This window comes from Streptomyces sp. NPDC050388, assembly GCF_040655635.1.
In the GTDB taxonomy this organism is placed as follows: Bacteria; Actinomycetota; Actinomycetes; order Streptomycetales; family Streptomycetaceae; genus Streptomyces.
In genome coordinates, this window is sequence record NZ_JBFAKH010000161.1 from 1 (window position 1) to 8,184 (window position 8,184).

Sequence of the window (8,184 nt, forward strand, 5' to 3'; positions counted from 1 at the left end):
GCGCCGCCGGGGGCGCCGCCCCCGGGCCCGCCGGGGGCGTCCAGGCGGCCGCGGCCGGAGGGCCGGAGGAGGCCGGGACGCCGTCCTGAGGTGCGCTGTCTGCGTCGTCCGAGTTGTCCGGGGTTTCCGTGGCGTCGTCCGCACCATCAGAACCGGCCACGCCACCCCCTGGCGCGTCACCCACCACCGGCTTGGCGTCCTCGGGTTCGGGTGCGTCCGCCTCGGCCTCGGCCACGACGACAGCGTCTTCGGAGTCCTCGGCCTCGGCCACGACGACAGTGTCTTCGGAGTCCTCGGCGTCGTCCGCGTCGTTCGCGTCGTTCTGACCGTCCTCCACGGAGGATTCGGAGGTGCTGGCGTCGACGATGCCCTCGTCCTCGAGATCGTCGGCGGCCTCCACGTCCGCGACGTCGCCGGTCCCCTCCTGAGCGTCGGCCGACTCCAGCCGCTTGTCCGGCGCCGGGGTCACCTCCGCCTCCGCCTCGGGTGCGGTCCCGGGCCCGCGCTCCGGGATCTCCCGCTTCAGGGCGGCGGCGGAGAACCGGATGGTGGCACCGCTCTCGAGATCGCCGTTACCCGAGTCGGGCTCCGGCTCGGGCGCAGACGGGGGAGTGGGCATGGGCGCCTCACCCCGCTCGTCCCCTTCCGAAGGCTGCTGCGGCTCGAAACCGCTCCCCACCGGAAGCCTGGGCACGGCGCCCGGCCCCCCGGTCGGCGGAGCGGGCGGAGTGAACGGGGCCCCTGGCGTGGGAGCCGGCGGTGTGAAGGGAGCGCCCGGCGTGGGAGCGGGCGGGGGCGGGGTGAAAGGAGCCCCCGGAGCGGGCGTCGGAATCGACGAAGGCCCCCCGGCACCCACCGCGTGCGGCGGCGGAGTCAGCCCGGGCAACGGCGGAACGGGCCTGCCTGACCCCGAAGAGGGAGCAGACGAAGGAGATGAGGGAGAGGAGGAAGACGAAGGGCCGGCCTCCTTCCCGGAGCTCCCCGAACCCGGGCCCGAACCCGAACTCGAACTCGAACCGTCCGAAGCGTTCTGCGTGTACCAGGCCGGCGGTGCGTAGTCGATGGTGAACTCGCCCGTCGCCTCGACGGCGGACTCCGCGTCGGGCTGGTCATCGCCGGGTGTCGCCCAGCCCCCGCGCGTCCCGTCCCGATCGCTGTTCACAGTTCCTCCTGGTGTGGTCGAGCACCCTCACTCCGTGCTGAGGCGACCATTTCTCGTCATCCAGACTTGTTCGAGGCTGTTTTGGGGGCGCTGCGATTTCGTCCGATCACGGTCGTCCGACCCACCGGCTCCCCCTGGGCGCCGACACCCGGTCCACGGGTTCTGGCGTCGCGCCCGGTCCCAGCCTAATCTCCACCACCGGCACACCGGCAGGCCCGTCCTGCGAACACGTTGCGCGGTGGCCGCGTCTGCAGCCCATCCGTCACGGCGTACCCGGCAACCCGACCTCGGCATCCGTCGGTTGAGTCATCACCTACTGCCGATCGCGGTCGGCACACCGGAGAGTGAGGCCGTCCGCGAGGGTGAGGAGGTGACTCCACGTCACCTCGGCGCAAGCCCATCGAGCGACTCAACTCCCCGTCCTCCGGTACGCCGTCGGCGGTTTCGGCCAGTGCGCTTCCTCAACGCCCCCTGAGGCAGCGTGCGTTGCAGTCGAACTGCTTGCCGGCGGTGTCGACGGAGTCGTCGAACCGGTGGGGATCTTTGCCTCCGGACTGGGAAATTCCAGGCCCGAGGCCGCATGCCTCGCCCTTTTGGGCCTTGCGCGGCTCGCGGGAGGTGTCGAGGGTGGTGGGCGCGGTCAGGGGTTTCCCGGCTCAGGTCGCCACCCGGACGGCCGCGGGACGTTCACGGGACCGGACCGGTCTCGACATCCGTGTGCACGCGTCAGTGAGGTCGATGACCGGCCGACGTGCGACGTCCGGGAGGGCGCACACACGCGTGCACGCTCCCGGACGCGTACGGTGGTCACTCCGCCTCGGGGCCCGCCGGCTCCAGGTCGAACTCCCCGTCCCGCGCGCCCAGCACGAACGCCCGCCACTCCGCCTCCGTGTAGCGGAGCACGGTGTCCGGGTCGAGAGAGGACCGCATGGCCACCGCGCCCCCGGGCAGATAGGCGATCTCGACCCGCTCCTCGTGCTCCTCGGTGCCCGGCGCGCTGTGCCATTCGACGCCGGAGATGTCGAGGGCGTAGAGCTCGTCCTTCTCCCGCTCCTTGCGTGCCTTGATCTCCTCAGCCGTCTCCGCCATGTCGCAGCGACCCCTTCCCGACGTATGGATGGTCCGATGGCCGGTCCGATGACCGGCACGAGCGCTCACCCTAGTGGCACCCCACGCCCCACCTGGGCGGTTCCGCGGACCGTGGTAAAGGGGCCCGCCGCCGGCTGGTACTCTGAGCGACGGACGTATGTGTGCTGTGTGCGCGCCTCGGAGCCCCGCTCCACAGGCCGCGTCCAGCGGATCCCGCCTTCCGAGTCATGGAAGATCCCTCGAGGTGAAGACCGGGGGCGCTCGGTGGCCATTCACAGACCATGAGGAGTAAGCGTGTCGCTCGACGCCGCTACGAAGAACCAGATCATCTCCGAATTCCGCACCAAGGAAGGCGACACCGGCTCCCCCGAGGTCCAGGTCGCCCTCCTTTCGCGTCGGATCTCCGACCTGACGGAGCACCTCAAGACCCACAAGCACGACCACCACTCCCGTCGTGGTCTGCTCATCCTGGTCGGCCAGCGCCGCCGGCTGCTGCAGTACCTCGCCAAGAAGGACATCCAGCGCTTCCGTGCGCTGGTCGACCGCCTCGGCATCCGCCGTGGTGCGGCGGGCGCCCGGTAAGACGCCGTGACGGGAGCGGTTCCCTGGGAAAAGGGGACCGCTCCCTTTGCTGTACGTGCGGAGTGTCACTCCCTCTTTGTAGTGTGGTAGCACAACACAAGAACACCGAATCGCCGTGCCGACCGGTACCGCACCAGGTCACCGCCGTCACGGGCACCACCCCGACGTCCCCCCGGACGTCATGACGTACGAGGAGAAGCGCACCTCGCCGCCGCCGGTCCTCGGTAGTGGCCCCCGGGAGAGTGAACCCGGGAGCTTCGATCGAAGACCGGCCCGCACCAGAAGGCGTGCTTCTCCGCCCGTCCTTCCCGCCATACGGGCGAGGAGGGACAAAAGACGATCAAGTAACGGAGAGAACACTGGTGGAGAACGAGACCCACTACGCCGAGGCCGTCATCGACAACGGCTCCTTCGGCACCCGCACCATCCGCTTCGAGACGGGCCGCCTCGCCCGTCAGGCCGCAGGCTCCGCCGTGGCGTACCTGGACGACGACACCATGGTGCTGTCGGCCACCTCCGCCTCCAAGAGCCCCAAGGACCAGCTCGACTTCTTCCCCCTGACGGTGGACGTCGAGGAGCGGATGTACGCGGCCGGCAAGATCCCCGGCTCCTTCTTCCGCCGGGAAGGCCGGCCCTCCGAGGACGCGATCCTCACCTGCCGCCTCATCGACCGCCCGCTGCGCCCGTCCTTCAAGAAGGGCCTGCGCAACGAGATCCAGGTCGTCGCCACGGTCATGGCGCTCAACCCCGACCACCTGTACGACGTCGTGGCGATCAACGCCGCCTCCGCGTCCACGCAGCTGGCCGGTCTGCCCTTCTCCGGTCCGATCGGCGGCGTCCGCGTCGCGCTGATCCGCGGCCAGTGGGTGGCGTTCCCGACGCACACCGAGCTCGAGGACGCCGTCTTCGACATGGTCGTCGCGGGCCGCGCCCTGGAGGACGGCGACGTCGCGATCATGATGGTCGAGGCCGAGGCCACCGAGCAGACCGTCAAGCTGGTCGAGGGCGGTGCCGAGGCCCCCACCGAGGAGATCGTCGCGGCCGGTCTGGAGGCCGCGAAGCCCTTCATCAAGGTCCTCTGCAAGGCGCAGGCCGACCTCGCCGCGAAGGCCGCCAAGCCGACCGGTGAGTTCCCGATCTTCCTGGACTACCAGGACGACGTCCTGGAAGCGCTGACCGGCGCCGTCCGCCCCGAGCTCGCCCAGGCACTCACCATCGCCGGCAAGCAGGAGCGCGAGGCCGAGCTGGACCGCGTCAAGCAGCTCGCCGCCGAGAAGCTCCTGCCGGAGTTCGAGGGCCGCGAGAAGGAGATCTCCGCCGCGTACCGCTCGCTGACCAAGTCCCTGGTCCGTGAGCGCGTCATCAAGGAGAAGAAGCGCATCGACGGCCGCGGGGTCACCGACATCCGCACCCTGGCCGCCGAGGTCGAGGCCATCCCGCGGGTGCACGGCTCCGCGCTGTTCGAGCGTGGCGAGACCCAGATCCTGGGCGTCACCACCCTCAACATGCTCCGCATGGAGCAGCAGCTGGACACCCTCTCCCCGGTGACCCGCAAGCGCTACATGCACAACTACAACTTCCCGCCCTACTCCGTCGGCGAGACCGGCCGCGTGGGCTCCCCCAAGCGCCGCGAGATCGGCCACGGCGCCCTCGCCGAGCGCGCCATCGTGCCGGTGCTGCCGACGCGCGAGGAGTTCCCGTACGCGATCCGTCAGGTGTCCGAGGCCCTCGGCTCCAACGGCTCGACGTCCATGGGCTCGGTCTGCGCCTCCACCATGTCGCTGCTGAACGCCGGTGTGCCGCTCAAGGCCCCCGTCGCCGGTATCGCCATGGGCCTGATCTCCCAGGAGATCAACGGCGAGACGCACTACGTCGCCCTCACCGACATCCTCGGTGCGGAGGACGCCTTCGGCGACATGGACTTCAAGGTCGCCGGCACCAAGGAGTTCGTGACCGCCCTCCAGCTCGACACCAAGCTGGACGGCATCCCGGCCTCCGTCCTGGCCGCCGCTCTCAAGCAGGCCCGTGACGCCCGCCTCCACATCCTCGACGTGATGATGGAAGCGATCGACACGCCGGACGAGATGTCCCCGAACGCGCCGCGGATCATCACCGTGAAGATCCCGGTCGACAAGATCGGTGAGGTCATCGGCCCCAAGGGCAAGATGATCAACCAGATCCAGGAGGACACCGGCGCCGAGATCACCATCGAGGACGACGGCACCATCTACATCGGTGCCGCCGACGGCCCGGCCGCCGAGGCCGCCCGCACCACGATCAACGGCATCGCCAACCCGACGATGCCCGAGGTCGGCGAGCGCTACCTGGGCACGGTCGTGAAGACGACCACCTTCGGCGCGTTCGTCTCCCTGCTGCCCGGCAAGGACGGTCTGCTGCACATCTCGCAGATCCGCAAGCTGGCCGGCGGCAAGCGCGTGGAGAACGTCGAGGACGTGCTCGGTGTGGGTGCCAAGGTCCAGGTCGAGATCGCCGAGATCGACTCCCGCGGCAAGCTCTCCCTCATCCCCGTGATCGAGGGCGAGGACGACGAGAAGAAGGCCGACGCCGACAAGTGACGTCCTACGGCTCCAAGGCGACGGCCCGCACCTCCCCGGAGGCGCGGGCCGTCGCCCGTACCCAAACCCTCATCCAGGGCGGGAACGGCCTCGGCACCGTCCGCAAGACCACCCTCCCCTGGGGCCTGCGCATCGTCACCGAGACCCTGCCCTCGGTCCGCTCGGCGACCTTCGGCATCTGGGCGCACGTCGGCTCCCGCGACGAGACCCCGGCCCTGAACGGCGCCACCCACTACCTGGAGCACCTGCTCTTCAAGGGCACGCACCGCAGGTCCGCCCTGGACATCTCCTCCGCCATCGACGCCGTCGGCGGCGAGATGAACGCCTTCACGGCCAAGGAGTACACGTGCTACTACGCACGTGTGCTCGACACCGACCTGCCGCTCGCCATCGACGTGGTCTGCGACATGCTGACCGGCTCGCGCATCCTCGAGGAGGACGTCGACATCGAGCGCGGCGCGATCCTCGAAGAGATCGCGATGACCGAGGACGACCCCGGCGACTGCGTGCACGACCTGTTCGCGCACACCATGTTCGGCGACAGCCCGCTGGGCCGCCCGGTCCTCGGCACCGTCGACACGGTCAACGCCCTCACCGCCGACCGCATCCGCCGCTTCTACAAGAAGCACTACGACCCGACCCACCTCGTGGTCGCCTGCGCCGGCAACATCGACCACGACCAGGTCGTACGCCAGGTCCGCGCCGCCTTCGAGGAGGCCGACGCCGTCAAGGACCTCGACGCCGAGCCGATCGCCCCGCGCGGCGGACGGCGCGCGCTGCGCACCGCCGGCCGGGTCGAGCTGATCGACCGCAGCACCGAGCAGGCGCACGTCATCCTCGGCATGCCGGGCCTGTCCCGCACCGACGAGCGCCGGTGGGCCCTCGGCGTGCTCAACACCGCCCTCGGCGGCGGCATGTCCTCCCGCCTGTTCCAGGAGGTCCGGGAGAAGCGCGGCCTGGCCTACAGCGTGTACTCGTACACCTCCGGCTTCGCCGACTGCGGCCTGTTCGGCGTGTACGCCGGGTGCAGGCCGTCCCAGGTGCACGACGTGCTGAAGATCTGCCGCGACGAACTCGACCAGGCCGCCGAACACAGCCTGTCCGACGACGAGATACGGCACGCCATCGGCCAGCTCCAGGGCTCCACCGTCCTCGGTCTGGAGGACACCGGCGCGCTGATGAACCGCATCGGCAAGAGCGAGCTGTGCTGGGGTGAGCAGATGTCGGTCGACGACATGTTGGCCCGGATAGCCTCGGTCACGCCGGACGAGGTCCGCGCGGTCGCCCGCGACATCCTGGGACAGCAGCCCTCGCTGTCGGTCATCGGCCCGCTCAAGGACAAACAGGCATCCCGGCTGCACGACACCGTCGCCTAGCGGGCCCGCCGGGCCCGACGGCACCCAACCCTCCACGGTCCCGGTCCTCCCCGACCCCTCCGGTAAGGAAGCAAGGAAGATGAGCAAGCTGCGCGTGGCGGTCCTCGGCGCCAAGGGCCGGATCGGGTCCGAAGCGGTACGGGCCGTCGAGGCCGCCGACGACATGGAGCTGGTGGCCGCACTCAGCCGGGACGACCGGCTGGAGACCCTCGCCGAGACCGGTGCCCAGGTCGCCGTCGAACTGACCACCCCGGCCTCGGTCATGGGCAACCTGGACTTCTGCGTACGGCACGGCATCCACGCGGTCGTCGGCACCACCGGCTGGACCGACGACCGCCTCGCACAGCTGAGGGGCTGGCTCGAGCAGTTCCCGGAGACGGGCGTGCTCATCGCACCGAACTTCTCCATCGGCGCCGTGCTGACCATGAAGTTCGCGCAGATCGCCGCCCCGTACTTCGAGTCCGTCGAGGTCGTCGAACTGCACCACCCCGACAAGGTGGACGCCCCCAGCGGTACCGCCACCCGCACCGCCCAGCTCATCGCCGAGGCCCGCCGCCGGGCCGGCAGTGCCCCCGCCCCGGACGCCACGGCCACCGCCCTGGACGGCGCCCGCGGCGCCGACGTGGACGGGGTGCCGGTGCACGCCGTCCGGCTGCGCGGTCTGCTGGCCCACCAGGAGGTCCTGCTCGGCGGCGAGGGCGAGACCCTCACCGTCCGCCACGACTCCCTGCACCACAGCAGCTTCATGCCGGGCATCCTGCTCGGCGCCCGCCGCGTGGTGACCACTCCCGGCCTGACTTTCGGCCTGGAACACTTCCTCGACCTGAACTGAGCACGAGCCGACCCCATGCGCGCGAAGATCTCCTACGCCGTCACGGCCGCCGTCCTGGTCGTCTACTTCGTCCTGGTCGGCAGCCGCGGCGTGCTGCTCATCCAGGCCGGTACGCCCCTCACCGTCACCTTCGGCGTGGCGGTGCTCATCCTGCCGGTCATCGGCGTGTGGTTCCTGTGGAAGAACACCGAGTTCGTCCGCAACGCCAACCGCCTCGCCGCCGAACTCGACGCCCAGGGCGGACTGCCCGTGGACGAGCTGAAGCGTCTGCCCAGCGGCCGTATCGACCGGGACTCGGCCGACGAGGTCTTCGCCCGGCGCAGGGCCGAGACGGAGGACGCCCCCGACGACTGGCGCAGCTGGTTCCGGCTCGCCGTCGCCTACCACGACGCCCGCGACACCGCGCGCGCCCGGAAGGCGATGCAACGGGCGATCGCCCTGCGTAAGGCCGCCCCCTGACGCCGCGACAAAACGGTCCCCGGAGTCGCACAGCCGGTCAGCACCATGTGGATGCTCGTCCGTCCCGCGCCCGGCCATCGCCCGTCCCACCCCCGGTTCCGCCACTTT

6 protein-coding genes and 2 pseudogenes are annotated in these 8,184 nt (G+C 70.3%); 5 read left to right on the forward strand and 3 right to left on the reverse strand.

From position 1 onward, the window contains the following. The 3 genes and pseudogenes from AB0I73_RS39160 to AB0I73_RS39170 form a co-directional block, all read right to left on the reverse strand. Nucleotides 1-619: pseudogene (locus AB0I73_RS39160) on the reverse strand (hypothetical protein); the annotation flags it as partial. 414 nt (nt 620-1,033) lie between these two features. Beyond that, nucleotides 1,034-1,162: pseudogene (locus AB0I73_RS39165) on the reverse strand (SCO5717 family growth-regulating ATPase); the annotation flags it as partial. 807 nt (nt 1,163-1,969) lie between these two features. Further along, a complete protein-coding gene (locus AB0I73_RS39170; protein WP_363045169.1) occupies nt 1,970-2,251 on the reverse strand; it encodes a DUF397 domain-containing protein in 282 nt (93 codons plus the stop codon). Between the two features lie 294 nt (nt 2,252-2,545). Between AB0I73_RS39170 and rpsO the strand changes: the two genes are divergently transcribed. The 5 genes from rpsO to AB0I73_RS39195 all read left to right on the forward strand — a co-directional run bounded on the left by rpsO (nt 2,546) and on the right by AB0I73_RS39195 (nt 8,076). Continuing rightward, on the forward strand, nt 2,546-2,833 hold the full coding sequence (gene rpsO / locus AB0I73_RS39175; protein ID WP_109377366.1) for a 30S ribosomal protein S15: 288 nt from the start codon (nt 2,546-2,548) through the stop codon (nt 2,831-2,833). 362 nt (nt 2,834-3,195) lie between these two features. Then, nucleotides 3,196-5,409, forward strand: a complete 2,214-nt coding sequence (locus AB0I73_RS39180) for a polyribonucleotide nucleotidyltransferase (protein ID WP_363045170.1) — start codon at nt 3,196-3,198, stop codon at nt 5,407-5,409. After that, a complete protein-coding gene (locus AB0I73_RS39185; RefSeq protein ID WP_363045171.1) occupies nt 5,406-6,785 on the forward strand; it encodes a pitrilysin family protein in 1,380 nt (459 codons plus the stop codon). The genes AB0I73_RS39180 and AB0I73_RS39185 overlap by 4 nt, the downstream gene beginning before the upstream one ends. Before the next feature lie 79 nt (nt 6,786-6,864). Further along, nucleotides 6,865-7,617 carry a 4-hydroxy-tetrahydrodipicolinate reductase gene (gene dapB / locus AB0I73_RS39190; RefSeq protein WP_109377363.1) on the forward strand — a complete coding sequence of 251 codons (753 nt, stop codon included), beginning with the start codon at nt 6,865-6,867 and terminating at the stop codon, nt 7,615-7,617. 15 nt (nt 7,618-7,632) lie between these two features. Beyond that, nucleotides 7,633-8,076: a hypothetical protein gene (locus AB0I73_RS39195; protein WP_363045172.1), complete on the forward strand. Its 444-nt coding sequence runs from the start codon at nt 7,633-7,635 to the stop codon at nt 8,074-8,076. The last annotated feature ends 108 nt before the right edge of the window (nt 8,077-8,184 follow it).